Annotated in this window: 17 protein-coding genes; 10 read left to right on the forward strand and 7 right to left on the reverse strand. The window is 72.2% G+C overall.

Annotated elements, in window-relative coordinates:
* The first annotated feature begins 9 nt into the window (after positions 1–9).
* On the forward strand, positions 10–882 hold the full coding sequence (locus ENE75_RS20110) for a glycosyltransferase (RefSeq protein WP_128200134.1): 873 nt from the start codon (positions 10–12) through the stop codon (positions 880–882).
* A 1638-nt stretch (positions 883–2520) separates the two neighbouring features.
* Complete coding sequence (locus tag ENE75_RS20120; protein ID WP_128200135.1) at positions 2521–4011, forward strand: AMP-binding protein; 1491 nt, start codon at positions 2521–2523, stop codon at positions 4009–4011.
* A 13-nt stretch (positions 4012–4024) separates the two neighbouring features.
* On the opposite strand, the gene ENE75_RS20125 is transcribed toward ENE75_RS20120, so the two are convergent.
* Positions 4025–4891 carry a class II aldolase/adducin family protein gene (locus tag ENE75_RS20125; RefSeq protein WP_128200136.1) on the reverse strand — a complete coding sequence of 289 codons (867 nt, stop codon included), beginning with the start codon at positions 4889–4891 and terminating at the stop codon, positions 4025–4027.
* A gap of 118 nt (positions 4892–5009) precedes the next feature.
* On the opposite strand from ENE75_RS20125, the gene ENE75_RS20130 reads away from it, so the two are divergent.
* A complete protein-coding gene (locus ENE75_RS20130; RefSeq protein WP_199232372.1) occupies positions 5010–5891 on the forward strand; it encodes a LysR substrate-binding domain-containing protein in 882 nt (293 codons plus the stop codon).
* Positions 5892–5904: 13 nt separating this feature from the next.
* On the opposite strand, the gene ENE75_RS20135 is transcribed toward ENE75_RS20130, so the two are convergent.
* Both ENE75_RS20135 and ENE75_RS20140 read right to left on the reverse strand, forming a co-directional pair.
* Positions 5905–6864, reverse strand: coding sequence for a response regulator transcription factor (locus ENE75_RS20135; RefSeq protein ID WP_128200137.1), 960 nt, complete (start codon positions 6862–6864; stop codon positions 5905–5907).
* Entirely contained in the window at positions 6845–10291 is a 3447-nt protein-coding gene (locus ENE75_RS20140; protein ID WP_128200138.1) for a hybrid sensor histidine kinase/response regulator, read from the reverse strand. Before ENE75_RS20140 ends, ENE75_RS20135 begins: the two co-directional genes overlap by 20 nt.
* A gap of 89 nt (positions 10292–10380) precedes the next feature.
* Between ENE75_RS20140 and ENE75_RS20145 the strand changes: the two genes are divergently transcribed.
* From ENE75_RS20145 to ENE75_RS20160, 5 genes are all read left to right on the forward strand, one after another.
* The gene (locus ENE75_RS20145) at positions 10381–10683 is read left to right on the forward strand and encodes an urease subunit gamma (RefSeq protein WP_128200139.1); all 303 of its coding nucleotides are present in this window, start codon (positions 10381–10383) and stop codon (positions 10681–10683) included.
* Between the two features lie 7 nt (positions 10684–10690).
* Positions 10691–10867: a hypothetical protein gene (locus ENE75_RS24920; protein WP_158289022.1), complete on the forward strand. Its 177-nt coding sequence runs from the start codon at positions 10691–10693 to the stop codon at positions 10865–10867.
* 10 nt (positions 10868–10877) lie between these two features.
* Positions 10878–11183, forward strand: coding sequence for an urease subunit beta (locus ENE75_RS20150; RefSeq protein WP_128200140.1), 306 nt, complete (start codon positions 10878–10880; stop codon positions 11181–11183).
* A gap of 251 nt (positions 11184–11434) precedes the next feature.
* The gene (ureC, locus tag ENE75_RS20155) at positions 11435–13162 is read left to right on the forward strand and encodes an urease subunit alpha (RefSeq protein WP_128200141.1); all 1728 of its coding nucleotides are present in this window, start codon (positions 11435–11437) and stop codon (positions 13160–13162) included.
* Positions 13163–13233: 71 nt separating this feature from the next.
* Positions 13234–15117: a bifunctional metallophosphatase/5'-nucleotidase gene (locus ENE75_RS20160; RefSeq protein ID WP_128200142.1), complete on the forward strand. Its 1884-nt coding sequence runs from the start codon at positions 13234–13236 to the stop codon at positions 15115–15117.
* 21 nt (positions 15118–15138) lie between these two features.
* Here the strand turns inward: ENE75_RS20160 and ENE75_RS20165 are convergent, their stop codons facing one another.
* Complete coding sequence (locus ENE75_RS20165; protein WP_199232373.1) at positions 15139–17865, reverse strand: protein kinase domain-containing protein; 2727 nt, start codon at positions 17863–17865, stop codon at positions 15139–15141.
* A 199-nt stretch (positions 17866–18064) separates the two neighbouring features.
* On the opposite strand from ENE75_RS20165, the gene ENE75_RS20170 reads away from it, so the two are divergent.
* Together ENE75_RS20170 and ENE75_RS20175 are read left to right on the forward strand one after the other, a co-directional pair.
* The gene (locus ENE75_RS20170; RefSeq protein ID WP_128200143.1) at positions 18065–19042 is read left to right on the forward strand and encodes a hypothetical protein; all 978 of its coding nucleotides are present in this window, start codon (positions 18065–18067) and stop codon (positions 19040–19042) included.
* 42 nt (positions 19043–19084) lie between these two features.
* The gene (locus ENE75_RS20175; RefSeq protein ID WP_128200144.1) at positions 19085–20338 is read left to right on the forward strand and encodes a hypothetical protein; all 1254 of its coding nucleotides are present in this window, start codon (positions 19085–19087) and stop codon (positions 20336–20338) included.
* A 21-nt stretch (positions 20339–20359) separates the two neighbouring features.
* Here ENE75_RS20175 and ENE75_RS20180 read toward each other — a convergent pair whose 3' ends face one another.
* The 3 genes from ENE75_RS20180 to ENE75_RS20190 are packed head-to-tail and all read right to left on the reverse strand — an operon-like array spanning position 20360 to position 22805.
* Positions 20360–21430, reverse strand: coding sequence for an MBL fold metallo-hydrolase (locus ENE75_RS20180; protein ID WP_128200250.1), 1071 nt, complete (start codon positions 21428–21430; stop codon positions 20360–20362).
* A 51-nt stretch (positions 21431–21481) separates the two neighbouring features.
* Positions 21482–22156, reverse strand: coding sequence for a PEP-CTERM sorting domain-containing protein (locus ENE75_RS20185; RefSeq protein ID WP_158289023.1), 675 nt, complete (start codon positions 22154–22156; stop codon positions 21482–21484).
* Between the two features lie 13 nt (positions 22157–22169).
* Positions 22170–22805, reverse strand: a complete 636-nt coding sequence (locus ENE75_RS20190; RefSeq protein ID WP_128200146.1) for a hypothetical protein — start codon at positions 22803–22805, stop codon at positions 22170–22172.
* Between the last annotated feature and the right edge of the window lie 115 nt (positions 22806–22920).

The raw sequence follows: 22920 nt of genomic DNA on the forward strand, positions 1-22920 counted from the left end.
GATCCTCCGATGAAGACCTCGGTCATCATCAGCACCTACAACTCCCCCACCTGGCTGGAGAAGACGCTGTGGGGCTTCTTCTGCCAGAGCCGGCAGGACTTCGAGCTGCTGATCGCCGACGACGGCTCGCGGCCGGAGACGCTGGAGCGGCTGCGTGTACTGGCGGCCCGTTCGCCCGTGCCGCTGGCGCATGTCTGGCAGCCCGACGACGGCTTCCAGAAGTGCCGCATCCTGAACAAGGCGCTGGCGGTGGCGCGCGGCGAGCGCATCCTGCTGACCGACGGCGACTGCATCCCGCGCCGCGACTTCGTCGACGTGCACACGCGGCTCGCCGACCCCGGCTGCTTCCTCACCGGCACCTACTTCAAGCTGCCGAAGCACGTGGCCGACGCGATCACCGAGGCCGACGTGCAGCGCCAGGACGCCTTCCGCGCCGGCTGGCTGCTGCGCCAGGGCCTGCCGTTCACGAGCAAGCTGCTCAAGCTGGTGACCGGGCCGCCGGTGGACGAGTGGCTCAACCGCGTCACGCCAGCGCGGCCCACCTGGAACGGCCACAGCGCCTCCTGCCTGCGCACGCAGGCGATCCAGGTCAACGGCTTCAACGAGGACATGGCCTACGGCGGGCTGGACGTGGAATTCGGCCTGCGGCTCAACCACATCGGCGTGCGCACGCGGCACATCCGCTACAACACCGTCACCATGCACCTGCACCACGGCCACGGCTACGTGACCCCGGGTATGCGCGAGGCCAGCGCCAAGGTCAAGGAGCGCACGCGCCACCAGAAGCTCACGCGCGCCGAGCGCGGGCTGGACCAGTGGCTGCAGCCCGACGGCCGCGTGACGCTCAAGCCCGACGACCGCGTCGAGTGGCTGCGCCGCTGAACGCCGGCACACCGCGCGGATGGCGCGCGGGCCTGACGGCGCTGGCCGCGCTGGTGCTGCTCAACACCCTGCTGAGCCTGCGCAACTGGTGGCCCACGCCCGGCGTGCTGCCCGACCTGCGCCTGAGCCCCGGGGCGGTGGCCGTCTGGTGCGCCGCGCTGCTCGTCGTGGCCTGGCGCGGCCGGCCGTCGCCGCGCGTGGTCACGCTGTTCGCGCTGGCCATCGCGCTGCTGGCCCTGGGCCGCTACGCCAACGTGACCGTGCCGACGCTGTTCGGACGGCCGGTGAACCTGTACTGGGACGGGCTGCAGATCCCGCGCTTCCTGTGGGTGACGGCGCGCGACGCGCCGGCGTGGGCGGTGGCCAGCGTGATGCTGGCGGTGCTGGCCGGCCTGGCGCTGCTGTGGCGCGGCCTGCGCTGGCTGGCCGCCACGCTGCTGCAGCGGGCCGTGCCGATGGCGCTGCAACGGCGCTGGACGGCCCTGCCCACCGGCGTGGCCGTGCTGCTGGTGGCCCTGCACCTGGCCGGCGCCGTGCCGTCGTTCATCTGGCATGTGGTGACCGACCCCATCACGCCCACCTATGCGCGGCAGGCCCGCCTGCTGGCCACCGCGGTCCTGCCTGGCGCCGTGGCCGCCACGGTGCCGGCCTCGACGGCCCTGGCGCGGGCGATGACCGATCCGCCACGTGCCGTGGCCGGGCTGCGCGGGCGCGACGTGCAGCTGCTGTTCCTGGAGTCCTACGGCGCCATCGCCCACGAGCACCCGGCCATCGCGCCGGGCCTGGTGGCCCCGTTCGAGCGTCCGGCCGCGGACGTGCAGGCCGCGGGCTACCGGGTGGTGTCGGCGTACATCACCGCCGCCACCTTCGCCGGCGCGTCGGAGCTGTCGCACCTGAGCCTGCTGTCGGGCAGCGACCTGAGCAACCCGCTGCACCACGATCTGCTGCTGACCACCGGGTGGCCGACGCTGATGCACCTGTTCGCGCGGGCCGGCTACGAGACGTTCGGCCTCTACCCCGCCCTGACCTGGGACTGGGCCGAACGCAGCTTCTACGGTTTCGGCCAGTTCCTGGACGCGCGCGACCTCGGCTGGCGGGGCCCGCCACTGGGCTACTGGAAGGTGCCGGACCAGTTCTCGCTCGCGCGCTTCGAGCAGCTGCACCCGCCCGGCGAACGGCCACGGCTGCTGTTCTTCCCCACCATCACCTCGCACCTGCCCTTCGGCCCGGTGCCGCCCTGCGTGGTCAGCCGCGAACGGCTGCTGTCGCCCGACCCCTTCGGCGCCGCCGAGAATCAACGCCTGCTCAACGCCCATGTCGACTGGCTGGACATGCGGCCCAACTACGTCGGCATGTTCGACTACACCACCTGTTGGCTGGGCCGGCACCTGCGTGACACCGCCGCGCGCGACGCAGTGCACGTGTGGGTGGGCGACCACCAGCCCGCGGCCAGTGTCAGCGGCGAAGGCGCCGACTGGGTGGTGCCGGTGCACGTGCTGGCGCGCGACGACGCCCTGCTCGACCGCCTGCAGGCCCTGGGCTTCCGGCCCGGGCTGGTGCCGCAGCGGCCGGCGCTGGGCGGCATGCACGACCTGACGACGCTGCTGCTGTCGGCCTTTGGAGACGGAGACACCCCCCATGAGCCTGGACCAGGCGACCCTGATCTTCGAGGGCCGCACCCACGCGCCCGAAGCCTTCTCGGCACTCTGGCGACGCAACGCCGCCGCGCTGCAGGCGCAGAGCGTGGGCGACGGCGACGTCGTCGCGCTGCTGATGCGCAACAGCGTGGAGGCCATCGCCGCGATGGTGGCGGTGCGCCACCTCGGCGCCATCTGGTGCCCGATCAACTGGCACCTGAAGACCGACGAGGTGGCCTACGTGCTTGCCGCGTCGGGCGCACGCGTGCTGCTGGTGGACGCGCCGCTGCTGGCCGCCCTGCCCGGCCTGGACACCGCCGGCGCGCGGCCGTTCACGGTGCGTGGCGAAGTGCCCGGCGTGTCGGCCTGGGCGCCGCTGCGCGATGACGCCGCGCCGCTGACCGCGCCGCCGGCGCCACCGCGCGGCGCGATGTTCTTCACTTCCGGCACCACCGGCCGGCCCAAGGGCATCGTGCGCCAGCCGATGACGGCCGACCAGGCGGTGCGCCAGGCCGAGATGCGCCGCCTGGCCTACGGCACGGCGCCCGACATGCGTGCGCTGCTCTGCGCGCCCTGGTACCACAGCGCCCCATGCAACTACGCGCTGGGCATCGTGCAGGAAGGCGGCACGCTGGTGGTGGAGGACCGCTTCGACGCCGAGCGCACGCTGGCGCTGATCGAACAGCAGCGCCTCACCCACGCCTACCTGGTGCCGACGATGTACGTGCGCCTGCTGGCCCTGCCGGCCGAGGTGCGCACGCGGTACGACCTGTCGTCGATGCGCTTCGTGTCGTCCACCGGCAGCCCCTGCCCGCCGGAGGTCAAGCGCCGCATGATCGAGTGGTGGGGCCCCGTGATCCACGAGTGCTACGGCGCCAGCGAACTGGGCTACATGACGCTGCTCACCTCCGAGCAGGCGCTGCGCAAACCGGGTTCCGCCGGCATGCCGTTGCCCGACGTGACGCTGAAGATCCTGGACGACGAGGGCCGCGAACTGCCGCGCGGCACGCCGGGCCTGATCTGGATCGACCAGCCGGCCACGCCCGACTTCAGCTACGCCGGCAACGCCCAGGCACGGGCCGCGATGGCGCGCGGCGACCTCAAGACCATGGGCGACGTCGGCTACCTGGACGACGACGGCTTCCTGTTCATCGTCGACCGGGCGGCCGACATGGTGATCAGCGGCGGCGTCAACATCTACCCGGTGGAGGTGGAACTGCTGCTGCAGACCCTGCCCGGCGTGGCCGACTGCGCTGTGTTCGGCATCCCCGACGACGAGTTCGGCGAGGCACTGGCGGCGGCGGTGCAGCCCGCGCCGGACGCGGACCTCTCACCCGACGCCATCCGGGCCTGGCTGCACGACCGCATCGCCGGCTACAAGGTGCCGCGCGTGGTGACGCTGCACGACGCGCTGCCGCGCGAGGACACCGGCAAGATCTTCAAGCGCAGGCTGCGCGAGCCCTACTGGACCGGGCGCAGCCGGCGCGTCTAGGTCAACCGCCCGTTCAGTCGAACAGGTCCGGCTCCGACCGGACCAGGTCGTTCCAGATCGTCTGGAAGTGCAGCCAGCCGATGTACTCGCTACCCACGTGCTCGCGGCTGTAGCGCGACTTCTCGGCCGGCACCAGCTTGGGCGAGACGCCGGTAGCGCGCACCATCAGTTCCTGCTGGCAGCAGCGCTCCAGGGCGATGAACCAGAACGCCGCCGCCTCGATGCTGTGGCGGCTGGCGGTGAACAGGCCGTGGTTCTGGTGGATGGCGGCCTTCACGCCGGTGAACCAGTCGGCCACCTTGGGGCCGGCGTCCTCCTCCACCGCCACCTGGCCGGCCTCGTCGTTGATGACCACGTGGTCCTCGAAGAAGGCGGCGGCGTCCTGCGAGATCGGCGCCAGCGGCTGGCCCAGCGCGGCGAAGGCGGTGCCGTAGGTGGTGTGCGCGTGGCACATGGCCAGGATGTCCGGGTGCGCCTCGTGCACCGCGGCGTGCAGCACGAAACCGGCGCGGTTGACGGCATGGTCGCCCTCGATCACCTTGCCCTTGTGGTCCACCAGGATCAGGTTGCTCACCTTGACCTGGCGGAAGTGCACGCACATCGGGTTGGTCCAGTACAGCTCGGGCCGCTCGGGGTCGCGGATCGTCAGGTGGCCGGCAAAGCCGTAGTCGAAGCCCTGGCGTGCAAAGGCGCGGCAGGCGCCCGCCAGGCGCTCCTTCAGGTACTGGCGCTCCTGCGTCACGTCGTCGAAGCGCGGGCGGCCGGGGAACATCAGGTCCGGCTGGGCGGGCTGGTAGATCGACTCGCGCGGCTCGGTGCGCGGGTCGAAGCGATGTTCCTTGCGGGCGGCGGCGGTGATCTGGTCGAGGATGGCGGACATGGCGTGTGTCGGCTCGGGAGGGCACGGTGGAAGGCGGCATCGTCGCGCGCCGGCGTGGGTTTGACAACCGATCGATGCTCATGAAAACATGAGACAGATTCATCTTTCTGTCTCAATGATGAGGCGTCTTCCACCCCTGAACCGGCTGCGCACCTTCGAGGCCGCGGCCCGCCTGCAGAGCTTCGCGCGCGCGGCCGACGAGCTGGCGCTCACGGCCTCGGCGGTCAGCCACCAGATGCGCGACCTGGAGGCGCACTTCGCCTGCGCGCTGTTCACGCGCAGCCACCGCCGCGTGACGCTGACGCCGCAGGGCCAGCGCCTGCACGACAGCCTGGCACACGCCTTCGATGCCCTGGAGGCCGCCTGCGCCGACGTGCAGCTGCCGGCGCAGGACGAGGTGCTGCAGGTGCACTGCGCGCCCAGCCTGGCGCTCAAGTGGCTGGGCCCCCGGCTGCGCGACTTCGTCGCCGCCCATCCCGGCGTGCACGTGCGCCTTAGCACCGGGGCCGAGGTGCCCGACCTGGGCCTCTCGCGTGCGCTGGACCTGGCCATTGCCTACGGCGACGGCCGCGCCCGGGCCGGCACCGAGGTGCAGGCGCTCGGCAGCGAGTCGATCGCGCCGTTGGTGGCCCCTGCCCTGGTGCCGCCGCGCGCCCGACCGGAACCCCTGGTGCAGCAGCTGCCGCTGATCGATTCCACGCTCAGCCCCATGAGCTGGACGCAGTGGTTCGAACGTCAGGGTTTGCCGGAACCGCGCGGGCCGCGCACCGCGTTCGACCGCGCCGCGCTGGCCATCGCCGCGGCGGTGGACGGCCTGGGCGTGGCGCTGGAGAGCACGCGGCTGGCGTCGCGCGAGCTCGCGCGGGGCGACCTGGTGGTGCTGGGGGCACGGCGCTTCGCCCCGGTGCAGGGGCCGGTGCACTACGTGCACCTGCGGCGAGGTGCGCTGCGCGCACCGCTGGGCGCCTTCGTCGCCTGGCTGCGCGCCGAGGCCGACTGACGCCGCCCCGGCCTTAGGCGATACGCTGCAACGCCAACGCGGCAGCGGCGGTGCGCGTCTCCACGCCCAGCTTCTCGAACACGTGCTCCAGGTGCTTGTGCACCGTGCGCGGGCTCAGCGACAGGATCTCGCCGATGTCCCGGTTGGTCTTGCCCTGCATCACCCAGTACAGCACCTCGGCCTCGCGCGCCGTGAGCGGGAAGGCACGCAGCAGCGATTCCATCAGCGCCGCCTCGCTGTCCTCGCGCAGCACCAGCAGCCATTCGGCGTTGGCGCCACCAGCACCCTCGTCGTCCATCGCATGCAGCGCGAAAGTCAGCCGCTGCGAGCCCCTGCCCACCGTCAAGCCCTGAGGCTCCGCACCGGCCCGCCGGCGCAGCGCCTCGCGCGCCACCCAGGCCATCGCTGCCGGCGGCATCAGCGTGTCGGGCACGCCAGGGAAGTGCTGCGCGATCAGGCTGCGCGCCAGCGCCGTCTGCCACAGGCGCCGGCCGTCGCGCTCGCGCACCACCATCGTGGCATGGCCGAAGGCGTCCAGCGCATGCCGCGCCTGCTGCTGCGCGCGCGCGTTGCGCAGGTGGCTTTCGATGCGCGCGATCAGCTCTCGGGTGCGGATCGGCTTGGTCACGTAGTCCACCACGCCTGCGCCGAAGGCGCTGATCACGTGCTCGGTCTCGGTCAGGCCGGTCATGAAGACGATGGGGATGGCGGCCGTGGCCTCGTCGGCCTTCAGCCGGCGCGCCACCTCGAACCCGTCGATGCCGGGCATCACGGCATCCAGCAGCACGATGTCGGGCTGGGCGTCGCGGGCGCGCAGCAGGGCCTGCTCGCCGCTGGTGGCCACCAGCACGGTGTAGCCCGACTCGTCCAGCGCGTCGTGCAGCACGGCGAGGTTGTCCGGCGTGTCGTCCACGAGCAGGACGAGGGCCAGGCCGTCGCCGACGACGTCGTCCCTAGCGGCTTCGGTGTTCATCGAGGGCACGGCCCACGGCCGCCTGAAGTGCGTTCATCTCGAAGCGCTGTGCCAGGCCGCGCAGGCGGCCAACGAAACGGTTCGCCGCCGCGTCCGCGGCTTCGATCTGGTCGAGCTTGCGCTGGATGCCGCGCATCCAGCCCTGGTCGATCAGGCGCTGCAGGTCCTGCAGTGCGGCAGCGTCGGGCAGGGCCTCCTCGGTCGACGGGTCGCCCGGCGGCGCCGCGGCGGCGGCCGTGGTCCACGCGAGGCCCAGCCGCGCGCCCAGCCAGTCCAGCAGGCGTGTCAGCCGCACCGGCTTGACCAGGAAATCGTCGGCCGCCAGCGGCACGTCGTGGTCCAGCCCGCGGTCGAAGGCGTTGGCCGACACCACCGCCAGCGGGATGCCGCCATGCCCGGCTGCGCGCAGCCGGCGGATCGTCTCCCAGCCGTCGATGCCGGGCATGGCCAGGTCCATGAAGATGGCGTCGGGCGGCGGCTGCGCGGTGTCGGCCAGCCGCGCCAGTGCCGCGTCGCCCGAGGCGGCGCCTTCGATCAGGAAACCCAGCGGCTGCAGCAGGTCGGCCATCAGCGTGCGGTCCGCCTCTTCGTTGTCGACCACCAGGATGCGCCGGCGAGGCCCGGCATAGCCCTGGCGCGGGCCGCTGCCGAGGCTGGCCGGCGCCGGCGCTTCGGGCAGGAACAGCTTGACGGCGAAGACGCTGCCCACACCGGGCGTGCTGCGCGCGGTCAGTTCCCCGCCCATCAGCTCGGCCAGCATGCGGCTGATGGTCAGGCCCAGGCCGGTGCCGCCGGCCATGCTGGTGCTGCCCTGCGCGGCACCCCGCTGGAACGGCTCGAACACACGGGCGAGCTCGTCGGCGTCCATGCCGGGGCCGGTGTCGGCGATCTCGAAGCGCGCCATGTCGGCCGCGAAGCGCACGCGGAAGGTGACCTCGCCCTGGGCGGTGAACTTCACCGCGTTGCCCAGCAGGTTGATCAGGATCTGGCGAAGGCGGCGCTCGTCGGCGCGCACCCACTCCGGCACCGTGCCCTCGAAGGCACGCACGAAGCGCACGCCCTTGGCCGCGGCCTGCAGCTCCATCAGGCGGGCGATCTCCTCCAGGCCCTCGCGCAGGCGCATCGGTTCCACCTGCAGCGCCAGCTTGCCGGCCTCGATACGCGCCAGGTCCAGCGTGCCCTCGATCAGGCCCAGCAAGTGGTCGCCGCCGCGGCGGATGACCTGCACCGCCTGGCGGCGCTGCGCCGGCATGGCCGGGTCCTCCTCCAGCAACTGCGCGTAGCCCAGGATGCTGTTGAGCGGGGTGCGCAGCTCGTGACTGATGGCGGTGACGTAGCGGCTCTTGGCCTGGTTGGCGGCCTCGGCGGCGGCCTTGGCGCGCTGCAGCGCAGCGTCGGTGCGGCGGTGGCGTTCGACTTCGGCCTGCAGGGCCTCGGTCTGGCGCTGGCTTTCTTCCTGCGCCACCAGCCGGCTGCGGTGCGCCAGCACCAGCCACCAGGCCACGATGCCGCCCAGCAGCGCCAGCACCAGGCCCACGTTGAGCACGCCCTGCCACAGCGCCGGCCCCAGCGCCTGGGCCTGGTCGCCCAGCACGCGCTGCCCCTGCTGGTAGGCGCCGCCCAGCAGCAGGGCCAGCACCGGCAGGCCCAGGCCCGCCAGCAGCAGCCAGTGCGCCAGCCCGGCTTCCAGCTGCGGCGCCCAGCGGCGCGGCAGCAGGCGCTGCAGCAGCGCCAGCCACTGCGCCGACAGCCGGGCCTGCGGTTTGCACAGGTCGTTGCAGCGCGCGTCCAGCGTGCAGCACAGCGAGCAGATCGGCGCCTGGTAGGCCGGGCACTGCGCCATGTCGTCGGCCTCGTACTCGCGCTCGCAGATGCAGCAGCGGGTGACGGCCGGCGTCAGTCGCCGGTAGGCACCGGCCTCGGCGGCCGCTGGGTCGCGCACCGGCACGAGCGGAATCACCGGCCGCGCCAGGTAGTAGCGGCCCTTCGTGGCCCAGGCGATCAGCGGTGCCATCACGAAGGCCGTGACCATGGCGATGGCTGCGGAGAAGGCCTGCGCCAGCGGCCCGAAGGCGCCCAGGTGCGCCGCCACCGACAGCACGGACGCCACACCCATGGCACCCACGCCCACCGGGTTGATGTCCCACAGGTAGGCGCGGCGGAACTCCACGCCCCGGGGCGACCAGCCCAGCGGCTTGTTGACCACCAGGTCGGCCACCACCGCCATCATCCAGGCGATGGCCACGTTGGCGTACAGCCCCAGCACGTGGCCCAGGGCCTGGAACACGTTCATCTCCATCAGCACCAGGGCGATGGCGGTGTTGAACACCATCCACACCACGCGGCCCGGGTGGCTGTGCGTCAGGCGCGAAAAGAAGTTGCTCCAGGCCAGGCTGCCGGCGTAGGCGTTGGTGACGTTGATCTTGAGCTGCGAGACGACGACGAACAGCGCCGTGGCCGCCACCGCGCCGGCCGGCGACAGCAGCAGTTCCCAGGCCACCAGGTACATCTGGTTGGGGTCCACCGCACGGTCCACCGGCACCATGTGCGAGATGGCCAGCCACGCCAGGGCCATGCCGCCGAACATCTTCAGCACGCCGGGCAGCAGCCAGCCCGGCCCCCCCAGCGCCACGCCGGCCCACCAGCGCCAGGGCCTGGCCGGGTCCTTCTCGGGCATGAAGCGCAGGTAGTCGGCCTGCTCGCCCATCTGCGTGATCAGTGCGATGCCCACCGTTGTCGCCGCGCCGAAGGCCAGCAGGTCGAAGCCACCCGCCTCGCGGCCGTCGCCCGGGTAGGCCGACAGGTCGGCCAGCAGCGTGGGGTGGTGCCAGAACACGGCCGCCAGCGGCACCACCAGCATCACCAGCCAGATCGGAAACGTCCAGGCCTGCAGCCGGCTGATGGCGGTGACGCCGTGCGTGACCAGCGGAATCACCACCAGCGCGCAGATCAGGTAGCCCCAGGCCGGCGGGATGTCGAACGCCAGTTCCAGCGCGTAGGCCATCACCGCCGCCTCGAGGGCGAAGAAGATGAAGGTGAAGCTGGCGTAGATGAGGCTGGTGATGGTGCTGCCGATGTAGCCGAAGCCGGCACCGCGGGTGAGCAGGTCCATGTCCACCCCGTGGCGGGCGGCGTAGACGCTGATGGGCCAGCCGGCCAGCGCGATGACGGCCGCGGTGGCCAGCACCGCCAGCGCGGCGTTGACGAAGCCGTACTGCACCAGCAGCGTGGCGCCCACCGCCTCCAGGATCAGGAAGGCCGCCGCGCCGCCGAAGGCCGTATGCGCCACGCGCACCGGGCCCCACTGGCGGAAGGCGCGTGGCGTGAAGCGCAGCGCGTAGTCCTCCATCGACTCGCGCGCGACCCAGCCGTTGTAGTCGCGGCGGACGGCGGCGATGCGCTGGCGGGGTGAGGAGGCGGCGTCCATCGCGTCCGTAGATTCAAGAAGCGCGCCAGCGGTGGCGCGCGACCGACGCGGCCCGTAGATCTGGCATCCATCGTGCTCTATGCTGGGCCATGGATCTGACACCGCGTGAGAAGGACAAGCTCCTGATCTTCACCGCCGCGCTGCTGGCCGAGCGCCGCAAGGCGCGCGGGCTGAAGCTGAACCACCCCGAGGCGGTGGCGCTGATCACCGCAGCGATCCTCGAAGGCGCCCGCGACGGCAAGACCGTGGCCGCGCTGATGAGCGACGGCAAGACGGTGCTGACACGCGACGACGTGATGGCCGGCGTGCCGGAGATGATCCCCGAGATCCAGGTCGAAGCCACCTTTCCGGACGGCACCAAGCTGGTGACCGTGCACCAACCCATTGCGTGAGACTGTCATGACCCTTGCACGACGCACCGTTTCAGCGCTTGCCGCGCTTGCCGCCAGCACGGCCTGGGCGCACCCTGGGCATGGGGAAACCAACGCGGTGCATTGGCACGCGTTCGACGCCTGGGGCTGGGCCCTGGCCCTGGCCGTGGCGGGTGCCGCGGCCTGGTGGATCCGCCGCAAGTGAGGGCGCGGTCATGATCCCCGGCGAACTGCTCACCGACGGGCCTGACCATGCCCTCAACCCCGGCCGGCGCACGCTGACGCTGGTGGTGGACAACACCGGCGACCGGCCGATCCAGGTCGGCTCCCACTACCATTTCGCCGAGACCAACGGCGCCCTGTCCTTCGACCGCGACGCGGCACGCGGTATGCGGCTGAACATCCCCAGCGGAACCGCGGTGCGCTTCGAACCGGGGCAACAGCGCACGGTGGAACTGGTGGACTACGCCGGGGCGCGCACCATCTTCGGGTTCCGCGGGTTGGTGCAAGGGGCGCTTTGAGGTGCATTGGTCGGCTCTCGACCCCAACTCGCCTTCGGCTCCTTGGGGTCTGGCGACCCGTTTTCCGTGGGCTCCCCCGAGCCCCGTCCTAGAAGGGGCTCCAGCACGTTCGACGGCTCCCCGCCAGCCCCCCTCCGGGAGGGGGACTCCAGCCAGATTGACGAGTCGGCCTGCCGGCCGACCGCACTTCACCGGCCGCTGTGGGTCGCAAGCGGCCCCAGAACACATCCCCTCCAGGAGATCCTGACACCATGGCCACCATCAACCGCCGCGCCTATGCGGAGATGTACGGCCCGACCACCGGCGACCGCGTGCGCCTGGCCGACACCGGCCTCGTGATCGAGGTCGAGCGCGACTACACGCTGCTGGCCGGCGGCCATGGCGAGGAGGTCAAGTTCGGCGGCGGCAAGACCATCCGCGACGGCATGGGCCAGGGTCAGCGCATCAACGGCATCGGCCCCGGCGACGCGGTGGATTGCGTCATCACCAACGCGCTCATCGTCGACCACTGGGGCATCGTCAAGGCCGACATCGGCATCCGCGGCCAGCGCATCTTCGCCATCGGCAAGGCCGGCAACCCCGACGTGCAGCCGGGCGTGGACATCGTCATCGGCCCGGGCACCGAGGTCATCGCCGGCGAAGGCATGATCGTCACCGCCGGCGGCATCGACAGCCACATCCACTTCATCTGCCCGCAGCAGATCGAGGAGGCGCTGATGTCGGGCGTGACGACCATGCTCGGCGGCGGCACCGGCCCGGCCACCGGCACCTTCGCCACCACCTGCACGCCAGGGCCGGCCAACCTCGCACGCATGCTGCAGGCGGCCGACGCGTTCCCGATGAACCTGGGCTTCCTGGGCAAGGGCAACGCCAGCCGGCCCGAGGCACTGATGCAGCAGATCGAGGCCGGCGCCATCGGCCTGAAACTGCACGAGGACTGGGGCACGACGCCGAGCGCGATCGACTGCTGCCTCTCGGTGGCCGAGGCCACCGACACGCAGGTGTCGATCCACAGCGACACGCTCAACGAATCGGGCTTCGTCGAGAACACGATTGCCGCGACGAAGGGCCGCACGCTGTGCGCCTTCCACACCGAGGGCGCCGGCGGCGGCCACGCGCCCGACATCATGAAGGTGGTGGGCGAGGCCAACTTCCTGCCCAGCAGCACCAACCCCACGATGCCCTACACGGCCAACACCGTGGACGAGCACCTGGACATGCTGATGGTCTGCCACCACCTCGATGCGTCCATCGCCGAGGACCTGGCCTTCGCCGAAAGCCGCATCCGGCGCGAGACCATTGCCGCCGAGGACGTGCTGCACGACCTGGGCGCCATCAGCATGATGAGCAGCGACAGCCAGGCCATGGGCCGCGTGGGCGAGGTCATCATCCGCACCTGGCAGACGGCGCACAAGATGAAGGCGCAGCGCGGCGCACTGCCCGGCGACTCGGATCGCAACGACAACACGCGCGTGAAGCGCTACGTCGCCAAGTACACCATCAACCCGGCGCTGGCCAACGGCATCGCGCACGAGGTGGGCAGCATCGAGCCCGGCAAATGGGCCGACCTGGTGCTGTGGCGGCCGGCCTTCTTCGGCGTCAAGCCCAGCCTGGTGGTCAAGGGCGGCTTCATCGCCGCGGCGCTGATGGGTGACCCCAACGCCAGCATCCCCACGCCGCAGCCCATGCACTACCGGCCGATGTTCGGCAGCTACGCCGGCGCGCGCACCGCCGGTGCGCTGACCTTCATGAGTCAGGCCGCGGTGGACGCCGGCATGGCTGGGCGCTACGGCCTGCGCAAGCCGGTGTCGGCCGTGCGCGGCAACCGCGCGGTGAAGAAGGGCGACATGATCCACAACGGCCTGACGCCGGTGATGGAGATCGACGCCCAGACCTACGCCGTGCGCGCCGACGGCGAACTGCTCACCTGCGAGGCGGCCACCGTGCTGCCGATGGCACAGCGGTACTTCCTGTTCTGAACCACGCCTGTCATCTGCTGGTCACCGCGCGTGGCCAGCATGCCGGGCTGTCCTGAACGAGACCGCCGACCATGCCGTTGAACCGACACCCCATTGCCACCCTGCTCTCCGCGCTGGCCCTGGCCGCGCTGGCCGCCTGTGGTGGCGATGACGACGGCGCCGCCGTCGACCCCGCGCCGAGCTTCGCCGCCATCGAACTCAACATCGCGCACGTCAACGACCACCATTCGCAGCTCGAGGGCTTTCCGGGCACCACGCTGACGCTGGACGGCACGGCCACCCGCGTCACGCTGGGTGGCTTCGCGCGCCTGACGAGCATCTTCCAGGCACTGGAAGACGCCGGCACACCCAACCTGCTGAAGATCCACGCCGGCGACGCGGTCACCGGCACGCTGTACTACACCTTCTTCAAGGGTGAGGCCGACGCGCGGATGATGAACACCATCTGCTTCGACGCCTTTGCGCTGGGCAACCACGAGTTCGACGACGGCGACGCGCAGACCGCGGCCTTCCTCGACGCGCTGTGGACGCCGGCCTGCCAGACGCCCATCCTCGCGGCCAACGTGCAGCCGGCCATCGGCACGCCGTTGGCCCCGCTGAGCGCCGGCGACTACATCCAGCCCTACGTGATCCGCGAGTTCGGCGGCGTGAAGGTGGCGCTGATCGGCATCGACATCGCCGGCAAGACCACCAACTCCTCGCGTCCGCTGGCCAGCACCGTGTTCGCCGACGAGGTGGCCACGGCGCAGGCGGTGATCGACCAGCTCAAGGCCGAGGGCCTGCGCCATTTCGTGCTGGTGACGCACCAGGGCTATCAGAACGACCTGGCGATGGCCGCCGCGCTGACCGACGTGGACGCCATCGTCGGCGGCGACTCGCACAGCCTGCTGGGCGACTTCACAGCCTATGGCCTGAGCAGTTCCGGCGCCTACCCCACCGTGGCCGCCAACGCCGACGGCAAGCCGGTGTGCATCGGCCAGGCCTGGGAGTACGCCAAGGCCGTGGGCCTGATGAACGTGCGCTTCGACGCCACCGGCGCGGTGGCCAGCTGCGGCGGCCAGGCCTCGCTGGTGATCGGCGACGACTTCGCCCGTGACGACGGCAGCGGCAGCTTCGTGGCCCTGGACGACACGGCGCGTGCCGCGCTGAAGACCACGCTGGCCGCCGACCCCGCGCTGAAGGTGACCTCGCCCGACGCCGGCGCCGCCGCCGTGCTGGCCAGCTACACCGGCCAGGTGGACGCCGAGAAGGCCAAGCCCATCGGCACCGCCACCGAGGCGCTGTGCCTGGTGCGCGTGCCCGGCGAGAGCACCAACCGCAGCGCCGGCACCGCCGGTTGCGAAGACGCCAACACGCTGGCCCGCGGCAGCGACGCGGCGCAGGCCGTGGCCCAGGCCTTCCTGGCCGGCAGCCGCCGTGCCGACCTGGCGCTGCAGAACGCCGGCGGCGTGCGCATCCCGGTGGCGGCCGGCACTTTGACGATGAACACGGCCTTCACGCTGCTTCCCTTCACCAACGTGATCGTGGAACTGGAAATGACCGGCGCCGAGGTGATCGCGGCGCTGGAGGACGCGGTGGCCAACCACCTGGATGCCGGCCAGAGCACGGGCTCGCACCCCTATGCCGCGGGCCTGCGCTGGGACCTGGACATGTCCCAGGCCAAGGGTGCGCGCTTCAGCAACGTGCAGGTGAAGAACCGCAGCACCGGGGTCTGGAGCGCCATCGACCCGGCAGCCACCTACGTCGTCGCCACCAACGACTTCATCGCCGAAGGCCGCGACGGCTACACCACGCTGGGCACCGTGTTCGCCAGCGGCCGCGTGGTCAACACCTACCTGCTCTACACGCAGACCTTTGCCGACTGGGTGGTGGCCGAAGGCAGCATCGCCCGCCCGGCGCGTGGCGAGTATTCGCACCAGGTGGTGATCACAGCCAGCGGCACGACGCTGCCCTGACGGCCGCGGCCGTCGCGCGGCTCAGCGCGCCGGCGCCAGCAGGGCCTGCAGCGGCGCCAGTTCGTCGTCGCTGCGGCCCTCGCCGCGCAGCAGCGCGATGGCGCGCTGCAGTTCGCCACGGCCTTCTTCGGCCCGGCCCAGCCCCAGCAGCGCACGGCCGCGCAGCGCGGCCAGCTTGCCGTCGCCGCGGGCGTCGGCCGACACGCCGGCCAGTTGCGCGGCCCCGATGCGCCCGGCCAGCGCCAGCGCGTCTGCATGCCGGCCCAGCGACAGCAGCACGTCGGCGTGCGAGTAGCGCGCCGCGTCGACGAGGCTGGAACCTTCGCCCGAGGTGACGATCAGCCCCGCCACCGCCGCGGCCAGGTGGCGCTCGGCCTCGGCCAGTCGGCCGACCTCGTGTTCCGCATCGCCGAGGTTGATGCGCTCCACCAGCGTGTACTGGTTGGCCTCGCCCCAGCGGCGCACGCTGCGCGCGTAGACCTCGCGCTGGATCGTGGCGCGCTTGTGCACGTCGCCCACCAGGCTGTGCAGGTAGCCCAGCGACGACAGCGCGGCGATGGTGGACTGGTCGTCCGGCCCACGCGCGCGTTCCTGCTCGGCCACCGCGCGCTCCAGGTGCGGGATGCCCTCGGCCGGCCGGCCCTGGTTGCGCAGCGCGTTGCCCAGCAGCCGGCGCGCGCTGGCCAGCGTCGACAGGCCCACGTTGTCCTCGGTGAACGGGTCGCCGGCCAGCACCTCGCGCGCGATGGCCTCGGCCCGGGCCGGGTTGCCCAGGCGCAGCGACGCGTCGCCCACCGTCAGCTGGATGTGCGCCGCCAGCGGGATGTCGTCGGGCTGCACCACGGGCTGCATGGCCTCTGCCGCCAGGTAGGCGTCCAGCGCCGGCTGCACCTGCAGGCGCTGGAAGTGGTAGCTGCCGCGTGCCACCTGTGCACGCAGGCCCAGCTCGCCGACGGCCGTGCGGCGCGGGCCGGCCGCGGCATCGGCCGCGTCCAGCAGCGCCTGCGCCTCGTCGAAGCGTGACAGCCGCACCAGCACCGTCACCAGGTCGTATTCGCCCAGCAGCCGCCGTTCGTCGTCGGCCGGCAGCGTGGCGCGGTGGATCTCCACCACGCGCCGCAGCTGGGCCTCGGCCACCGCGTGGTCGCCCAGCGTGCGGTAGGCGCGGCCCAGCGTGGTGCGGATGCCGGCCTCGGTCAGCGGCGCGTCGGCGAAGCGGCCGTCCAGCCGGCCTCGCGCGGCGTCCAGCAGTTCGCGCAGGCTGGGGTTGCGGTCGTAGGCGATGGTGGCGGTGCGGCTGCGACCACCGCCCAGCAGGTCCTGGTTCAGGAAGCGGTTCATTTCCTGGGCCAGTGCGGCCTGGGCCACCGCCTGCTCGCGCGCCGCCACCGCCGCCCGGTACTGCCACAGCGTGGCGGCCAGGCCCAGGCCCAGCGCCGCCGTCGCCGCGGCCACCCAGGGGCGGCGCGCGCGGCTGCGCGCCAGGTCGGCTTCCGCCGCCTGCAGCCGCTGTTCGCGCTCGCGCGCCGCTTCGGCGGCGGCGCGGCGCGCGGCCAGGGTCGTGAGCTGCTCGATCAGTGCGGCGGCGGTGGGCAGCCGGCGCGCCGGGTCGACATCGGTGGCCGCGGCGATGGTCTGCGCCAGCAGTGCGTCGTCCACCGCCGCTTCCCAGCCCGGGGCCAGCGGGCGCTTCAGGTCGCCGGCCAGCAGCTGGTAGAGCAGCAGGCCCAGCGCGTAGACGTCGCTGCGCACCGTCGGTGGCTGGCCGGCGATGACCTCCGGCGCCAGGTACAGCGGCGTGCCGCTGCTGTCCGCGTCCAGCGCCTGCGTCATCGTCAGCCCGAGCCGGGTGATGCCCAGTTCCGCCAGCCGCTCCGGGTGCAGCAGCCTCGCGCTGCCGAAATCGGTCAGCCGCACGCGCCAGCCGCCTTCGGCACGCGCGGCCACCAACACGTTGGCCGGCTTGATGTCCTTGTGCAGCACGCCCACGCCGTGCGCCGCCGACACCGCCTGCGCCACGCCCAGGAACAGCGCCAGCCGCGCGTCGCGGTCCAGCGCCGCCAGGTGGCCGGCCTGCACCCAGGCCTGCAGGCTGTCGCCGCCGTACTCGCACTCCAGGAAGAACGGCGGCGTCTCGAAATTCCAGTCCAGCACGCGGGCGATGTCCTCGCGCTCGCCCAGGCTCTCGCTGAGCACGCGGTGCAGCGTGGCCTCGCGCTTGAGCATCGACAGCCGTTCACCGTCGCCGGCGAACTTGAACACGCGCGGCTCGCGGCTGCGGGCGTGGCGCGCCAGCCAGACCTCGCTGGCGCGCGACGGGTTGAGCTGGCGCTCGAGCACCCAGTCGGGCCGGTGCGGCACGGCCTGCGCGCCATCCAGCTGCAGCCGGCTGGCCAGGCGGCGGCCGCTGGCGATGCGCTCCACCGGGCCGTTGAAGCGGTAGCCCAGCCGCGGCAGCGTGACGATGCGCTCGGCCAGCGCCGGGCCCAGGGCCTTTCGCAGCTTGGTCACCGCATTGGGCAGCACGTTGTCCACCGTCGGCCGGCCGGCCCAGACGCTGTCCAGCAGTTCCTCGCGCGTGACCACCTCGCCGACATGGCGCAGCAGCTCGGCCAGCACCTGCAGCGGCTTGTGCTCCAGGTCCACCGGCTGGCCGTCGAGCATCAGCTCGAAGCGGGCTTCGTCGAACGCCGCCGCACCGAAGCGGTAGCGGTAGACGGGGGGTTCGGTGGACGGATCGGTCGACACGGGCTCGATGGGGGTCGGCGCAGACTCGGCCGACTGTAACGACGGTGCCGCCAGGCTGCACGCCCGGCGCCACCCGCAGCCCGGTGGCCGCCCGAAAACGTCCTGTGCATCAACCACTTGCCGCGCAGCACCGCAGCCGTTAGCGATTCGTGATCCCGCGTGATGGTGCGCGCGCGCCGCTTGCCGGACGCTCCAGGCCATGACCCAGACCGTGCCAGAACCCGCTCCCGCGCCGGACACTCGATGGCGAGGCCCGTTCGCCCTGCTCGCTGTCGCCTGCCTGGCCGTGGCCTGCGGCGATGCCACCCCGCCGGCCCCGCCCGCTGCGCCATCGGCGCAGGCGGCGGACCTGGCAAGGAAACCACCACCCGGCAGCACGCAGGCCCGCGCCGAGGACAGCCTGCCACCCCCGCGCTGCCCGCCGCCGGCGAGCGCGCGCACACCACCTGGCCCCGACATCGTCGGCCTGCGCCTGGGCATGCCGCTGGACGAGGCGCTGAACCATGCGCGCTGCGCCGTCGACGGTGGCGTGCTGGCCTTCCAGCCGCGCTGGTTCCAGCAGCTGCGCACCGGCAACGTCAAGCTCGAGCGCCAGGGCTTCAGCATCCAGCGCGGCGAGACCTCGGACTGCGTGTTCAGGAACCTGGGCGACGCGATGAAGTGCGGCGTCGGCCGCCGTGTGTGGCACCACGTCGACGAGATGATCACGCTGGCCACGCCCGGGCTGGACGGCCGGCAGGTGGTGGCCGGCATCTGGCGCCAGCAGCACTGGAAGCCCGGCCAGATGCCGTTGCGCGACGCCGTGCTGCAGGCACTGCGCGACAAGTACGGCCGCGAGGGCGAGCTGCGCCGCGACCCGCACGGCACCGTGAGCTGGCGCCACGCACCCGACGGCAACCCGCTGACGCCGCGTGACCCGTTGTTCGGCGCCTGCGGCGGCATCCGCGCCCGCCCGGGCAGCCAGGGCTGGCGCGAGGGCTGCGGCCTGTCGATCAGCGCCGACCTCGTGCCGCCGGCCGACAACCCTGACCTGGTGCAGGCGCTGTACGTCGGCATGGCGCACCAGGACGAGCTGATGCGCCTGGGCGACGCGATGCAGGCGGAGATCGACCGCCTGGAGGCCGAACGCCGCGCCGGCGAGTTGCAGCGCAGCGCCGGCGCCAAGCCCCGGCTTTGACCGCGCCGCACCACCTGCACCGATGACAACGAGAGGAATCAGATGACCCTGCTTCACCCTGTACGTCCGGTATCCGCGACGCACACGCGGACCGCCCTCACCGCCGTCACGGCGGTCCTCGCCCGCTGGCGCCGGGCCACCACCGCGCTGCTGCTCGGCGCCGGCACGGCGCTGTCGGCGGCACCCGCCGCGGCCCAGGGCATGTGCCCGGGCGAGCCGCTGTGCCGCGAGGTGCCGAAGTTCACCGCCACGATCACCGAGTTCCGCGTCAGCCCGAACACGCGGGGCAACCGGCCCGTCCACCTGGCCGTGCGCTTCACCAACCGCAGCAGCGAGCCACTGGTGCTGGGCTACGTGGACCGCAGCGCCGCCGCCCACGACGACCGTGGCAACGCCTACACGCTGCAGAACGTCCGCAAGATCACCGGCATCGGCCGCATCGAGCGCAACCGTTTCGACCCCAAGTTCACGCTTGGGCCGGGCGAGAGCGCCGATGCGCGCATGGAACTGAACTTCCACGTCGGGCGCAACGTCATCGTCGGCACCGCGTTCGATGTCGAGCTCGGCGTGCGCGAGATCGACCCGCTGCCCGGCCAGCAGTACCGGCTCGGCCGCGAGCACGCGCTGAGCTGGCAAAGCCTGCGCCACGGCGATGGCGGACAGGCCCCGGCCGGGCCAGGCGTGGCGGCCGCGACAGCCACCGGCACCACGCCGCCGGCCACCGGCGGGGCACCGGCCGCCGCCTCCGCGGGCAGCGACGCCTGTGCCAGCGCACCACACTGCACCGTCAGCGGCCCGGTGCTCGCGCGCGTGGTGGGGGTGGCGCCGGCAGCGCCCCAGGGCAACAACCAGCAGGTGACGGTGCGCATCAGCTTCCAGAACCTGGGCGACGCGCCGATGATCCTGAACTACAAGCAGGGCACCGGCATCATGCTGGACGACAAGGGGGAGCGCTACATCGTCGACGCGCGCTACCGCGAGTCGGTGCAGGGCATGCCGGTGTCCACGCGCGAGCGGGCCAGCTCGCAGTTCATGCTGGCGGCCGGCGAGTCGCGCACCGCCGCCTTCATCTTCCGCCGCTACGTGGGCAGGGTGCCGCCGGGCACGGTGTTCGCGCCGCAGCTGGCGGTGGAGCAGTACCAGTTGCTGCCGTCCAACCAACTGCAGCTGGTGCGCGAATATGCCCTGGGCTTCGGCGAGATGCGCGGCGGCAGCGCCAGCGGCGCCTCAGCGGACCTGCAGCAGCTGGGCAACGCGATCAACGCGCTGGGCGAGCTGCTCAAGAAGCGCGACTGACCCCGCGCAGTTGCCTGGTCGTCAGGCCTCGCCACCTTCGGCCGGCAGGCGTTCGGCGCGCCAGCGCAGCATGCCGCCGGCCAGGTTGACCACCGCCGGGAAGCCGGCCTGCGACAGCATCAGTGCCGCGCGTGCAGACCGCGTGCCGGAGCGGCACACGGTGACCCACGGGTGGTCGCGTGCCAGCGACGGCAGCCGCGCCGCCAGTTCCCCCAGCGGCACCAGCTGTGCCCCCGGCAGATGGCCCAGCGGGCCGGTGAACTCCGCCGGCTCGCGCACGTCCAGCACCTGCACCGGGCTGCGCCCACCCAGTTCGTGCAGCGCCGACGGCTCGATCTCCCACAGGCCGGCAAAGCTCCAGGTCAACGGCGCCCAGTCGGGTTCCGCGGGCGGCAGCACGTCGCCCTCCGGCCGGCCGCAGCGCAGGTTGGCCGGCACCGCGCGGTCCATCTGCTTGGGGTGCGGCAGGCCCAGGTGCGTCATGGTCTGCACGAAGTCGTTCAGGTCGCTGGTGCCACCGAAGCGCGGGTTCCAGCGCCGCTCCTCGGCCACGCTGGTGGCGGTGATGCCCCGGTAGTCGTGGCCGGGGTACAGCGTGCAGGCGTCGGGCAGGCTCAGCAGTTGGGCGTGCACCGAGTGGTACAGCCGCACCGGATCGCCCTGCTGGAAGTCGGTGCGGCCACAGCCGCGGATCAGCAGGGCATCGCCGGTGAACGCGGCGCTGGCGTCATCGAGCACATAGCTGAGGCAGCCATCGGTGTGGCCGGGCGTCGCCCGCACGTCGAGGTGGCGGCCACCGAAGGCCACGCGATCACCGTGCGCGAGCGGGAGGTCCGCGCCCTGCGCGCCAGACGCCGCCGCCACGGCGATGCGGCAACCGGTGCGCTGCTGCAGCAGCCAGGCACCGGTGACGTGGTCGGCGTGCACATGGGTGTCCAGCGTGGCCACCAGGCGCAGACCGAGTTCGCGCAGCAGCGCCAGGTCGCGCCGGGCCTGCTCGAAGACGGGGTCGATCAGCACCGCTTCGCCAGCATCAGCGAGCAGGTAGGTGTAGGTGGAGGAGACAGGGTCGAAGAGCTGGCGGAACAGCATGGCGCAGGCATCGGCGTGTGGGAACACGCCGATGCTGCCACCGATGCGGGCTCAGCGGGCCGGCCCGTGTGCCCCGCGCCGCCGCCGCCACGCCGCCAGCGCACCGGCCCCGCCCAGGAACAGCGCCATCGTGCCCGGTTCCGGCACCGGCGCGGCCACGACCAGGTTGTCCAGCGCGGTCTCCTCGCAGCAGGCGATGCCGCCGATCTCCGGCCCCTCGGCCCAGCGGATGCCGACCACGGCCACATCGCTGACGATGCCGAAGAACAGCGGGTCCTGTTCGGTGGCGTTGACCGGCAGGATCGGGATCTCGGTGTACGTGGTGTCACCGTCGGCGAAGAGGAAGCTCAGGAAGGCCGGCCCCGGCGTGGCCGGGTCGAAGGCGTCGACGTCGAAGCCGAAGGCGTGGATGCCGCCCGTCAGCGTGATGTCGTACCAGGCTTCGGCGCCATCGCGCGACGTCGCGAAGGCCTCCTTGTCGCCGCTGCCCTGAAAGATCTCGAGCCGGTCGAGGTTGGTGGACAGTGTGACGCCGGGCAACACCTCCACGCCGAGCAGCGACGTGCCGTCGGCAAAGCCCTCGAAGTCCTGCACCTGATGGCCGGTGGTGGCCGCCATGAAGGCGGCGCGGTTGCCGTACAGCGTGGGGCTGGCGGCATGGGCCGTGGTGGCGGCAGCGGTCAGCAGGGCGGCGGCCAGGGTCAGCGAAAGAGTGTGCTTGCTCATGGTGGTCTCCCGTTCAGTCCTGCTGGGCAGAAGGTACGGCACGCGCGGCAGCCGGCGGCGCGCGGTCGGGCGACGGCGCATTGCTGACGCTGCAGCCGCGCGCCATCTCGATCACCAGCGCCGAATCGTCCACCCAGAACAGTGGCGGGTTGCCGCCGAAGTTGGTGACTTTCCAGTTCACCGCCACCGGCACGGCCAGCGGCACGTCGCTCTCGTTACGCACGCAGGCGTGGCGGGAGAACGCATGGGCGCGCCAGTTGCCTTCGGTGGCGTTGCCGGTGTCGGTGGCGTCGACGGCGAAGGTGTCGCCGCCGTAGGTGCTGGCCATCGGGCTGGCCTCGTTGCCGGCCACGGTGATGGACATCTCGCACCAGTTCTGCGCCACGTCGGCGCCGGTGCAGCGGGTTTCGGCGGAGAAGCCCACGTTGACCAGGGCCACGGTGCGGGGCGGCACGAAGACCGTGGTGGTGGCACCCGGCAGCGGTTCGAACTTCTCGTTGGCGCCGAGCAGCACGTTGGTGTGCGTGACCACACGCTTGTAGAAGTGCGCGCCACTGGTGAAGGTCTGGATGCCGTCGTGGGCGGCTGCGGGGCCGGCCGCAGGCAGGAGCAGGGCCGCGAGCGCGGCGGACAGAAGCGTCTTGTGCATGGTGGGGTTCCTCGTCTGGGCCCGCGGCGGGCTGCCGCGGTGTCGCCACTGTCGGCGTCGCGGGCCCGCGGCGCATCCCTCCACCGGGCCCCCCTGGGGCCTGCAGACTGGGGGC

Origin of the sequence: Rubrivivax albus (genome assembly GCF_004016515.1) — a bacterium.
In the GTDB taxonomy this organism is placed as follows: Bacteria; Pseudomonadota; Gammaproteobacteria; order Burkholderiales; family Burkholderiaceae_C; genus Rubrivivax; species Rubrivivax albus.

What these genes read in the sequence shown, in the direction of transcription:
- ENE75_RS20185 (WP_158289023.1), bottom strand. Translation starts at nt 22,156, where the DNA reads ATGAGCAAGCACACTCTTTCGCTGACCCTGGCCGCCGCCCTGCTGACC.
- ENE75_RS20160 (WP_128200142.1), top strand. Translation starts at nt 13,234, where the DNA reads ATGCCGTTGAACCGACACCCCATTGCCACCCTGCTCTCCGCGCTGGCC.
- ENE75_RS20190 (WP_128200146.1), bottom strand. Translation starts at nt 22,805, where the DNA reads ATGCACAAGACGCTTCTGTCCGCCGCGCTCGCGGCCCTGCTCCTGCCT.
- ENE75_RS20170 (WP_128200143.1), top strand. Translation starts at nt 18,065, where the DNA reads ATGACCCAGACCGTGCCAGAACCCGCTCCCGCGCCGGACACTCGATGG.
- ENE75_RS20175 (WP_128200144.1), top strand. Translation starts at nt 19,085, where the DNA reads ATGACCCTGCTTCACCCTGTACGTCCGGTATCCGCGACGCACACGCGG.
- ENE75_RS20180 (WP_128200250.1), bottom strand. Translation starts at nt 21,430, where the DNA reads ATGCTGTTCCGCCAGCTCTTCGACCCTGTCTCCTCCACCTACACCTAC.
- ENE75_RS24920 (WP_158289022.1), top strand. Translation starts at nt 10,691, where the DNA reads ATGACCCTTGCACGACGCACCGTTTCAGCGCTTGCCGCGCTTGCCGCC.
- ENE75_RS20140 (WP_128200138.1), bottom strand. Translation starts at nt 10,291, where the DNA reads ATGGACGCCGCCTCCTCACCCCGCCAGCGCATCGCCGCCGTCCGCCGC.
- ENE75_RS20145 (WP_128200139.1), top strand. Translation starts at nt 10,381, where the DNA reads ATGGATCTGACACCGCGTGAGAAGGACAAGCTCCTGATCTTCACCGCC.
- ENE75_RS20110 (WP_128200134.1), top strand. Translation starts at nt 10, where the DNA reads ATGAAGACCTCGGTCATCATCAGCACCTACAACTCCCCCACCTGGCTG.
- ENE75_RS20130 (WP_199232372.1), top strand. Translation starts at nt 5,010, where the DNA reads ATGAGGCGTCTTCCACCCCTGAACCGGCTGCGCACCTTCGAGGCCGCG.
- ENE75_RS20120 (WP_128200135.1), top strand. Translation starts at nt 2,521, where the DNA reads ATGAGCCTGGACCAGGCGACCCTGATCTTCGAGGGCCGCACCCACGCG.
- ENE75_RS20150 (WP_128200140.1), top strand. Translation starts at nt 10,878, where the DNA reads ATGATCCCCGGCGAACTGCTCACCGACGGGCCTGACCATGCCCTCAAC.
- ureC (WP_128200141.1), top strand. Translation starts at nt 11,435, where the DNA reads ATGGCCACCATCAACCGCCGCGCCTATGCGGAGATGTACGGCCCGACC.
- ENE75_RS20135 (WP_128200137.1), bottom strand. Translation starts at nt 6,864, where the DNA reads ATGAACACCGAAGCCGCTAGGGACGACGTCGTCGGCGACGGCCTGGCC.
- ENE75_RS20125 (WP_128200136.1), bottom strand. Translation starts at nt 4,891, where the DNA reads ATGTCCGCCATCCTCGACCAGATCACCGCCGCCGCCCGCAAGGAACAT.